This window comes from Neptuniibacter sp., from assembly GCF_024231755.1.
Lineage (GTDB): Bacteria > Pseudomonadota > Gammaproteobacteria > Pseudomonadales > Balneatricaceae > Neptuniibacter.
The window spans coordinates 1-1688 of the sequence record NZ_JAAEQH010000207.1 but is presented as its reverse complement, the minus strand read 5'-3'; the positions used below and the strand labels follow the sequence as shown (position 1 = coordinate 1688).

Here is a 1688-nt window from a genome sequence, read left to right as displayed (position 1 = left end):
TCACTGACAACAGAAACCAACCAAGAAAGATTAACGTAAACCTAGCGTTAGCAAACCCATACGGTTCTGCAAATCCATACTACACATCTGAGGACCATATATCTGTAGCTAAGTATTACCCATGCCTTGCGCCAGACATCACAAAGCTTTCAGGTGATGGAGACCTGTTTGTAGATAGTCGATTACAAATACAGACTAATTCTACAATGTCTAACATCGTAAACTCCACTCAAACCTTCACAGTGGGTGTTGGTGCGCCATCCCCAGTCACAACAAGTGGTGCTGGAACAGGAACATTAAGTTTTACTGTTGATGCTGTGGAAACAAGTAGTGGCTCAGGAGTGTACAGTTTGCAGCCAGGAATCATAACCTCTGGAGGACTAGACTACGAACCAGGTGACACCATAACCATACCAGGAAATACTTTAGCAAACTCTACTTGGGGTTTTGGCAACACTGGACTTTTTAATTTTACAGATGCAGTATTTGTTATTGGTAGAGAGAACATGGTTAGAACACCATCTATGTATGATGTTACCAGTCCTCTATTGCCTGATGGGGTTACATCTAACCCTTACTACGATGCGTCATTCACGGGTGACGAGCAGTTCTTGTCAGATAAGTTTGTAAGATTTAGTTACAGGTTTAAGTTTGAAGACAATGAATACTCTTTGATAGCTCCATTCTCTCAGGCTGCGTTTATACCAAAGCAGGACGGGTATTTTTTAGAGGACTCTATACCCACAAGCGTATTAGACAACGATGCCAACAGTGATGAGTTAAACACCCTTAAAAGCACCGTGGTTGACTTTTTTGAGAATAAAGTTGATAAGGTAGAGTTAAGTATACCAATGCCTGAGGGTGTAGTGTTAGACGGCCTTAATAACAACCTTTACGATAAGTACAAAGTCACGTCCATAGATGTACTATACAAAGAGTCTGAAGGCACAACTATAAGGGTGGTGGACACCATAACACTTGATGAGATAGAAACAGCTGATTCTGGCATCGACTATGTATACACATACAATTCATCAAAACCAATAAAGTCATTACCATCAAAAGAAACCATTAGAGTTAGTGATAGGGTTCCGTTAAGAGCTAAGGCTCAAGCGGTTGCAGGAAACAGGGTGATGTATGGTAACTTAACTCTAAGGAGTGCATCTTTAGACTCATTAAATTATACTGTATCAACTGGTGAAAAAATTACGTTTGGAGATTATGGCTCAACATCGCAGAGAGAGTACCCAAACCACACGTTAAAGCAAAACAGAACGTATCAAGTTGGGGTTGTTTTATCTGACAAGTACGGAAGACAGTCAGACGTTATACTATCCCCTAACTCAACAGTGTTTCACCCCTACAAGAGTTCGGTAATGGACTTAGATTATCTTGGTGATTCGCTACAGGTATTGTTTAACGCACCAATACCATCAACCTCCTCAAATTTAGGATATGTGGGATTGTATGACGAGACAACAAATCCTTTGGGTTGGTACAGCTATAAGATGGTGGTTAAGCAACAAGAGCAAAGCTACTACAATGTATACCTACCCACTATACTAAACGGATACCCACAGGACGTTTTTCGTGGGACAGAACTTACCGAAGGGCCAGGCGCACTAAACGACAGTATAACCACCAATCAAACAGATTTTAATGCAGGAACTTATACAGGAGAAGTTGGG

1 protein-coding gene is annotated in these 1688 nt (G+C 41.1%); it reads left to right on the top strand.

What is annotated here, in order from left to right; genetic code table 11:
* A partial coding sequence (locus tag GY843_RS10575) for a hypothetical protein (protein WP_297309331.1) occupies positions 1–1688 on the top strand: 1688 nt, incomplete at both ends.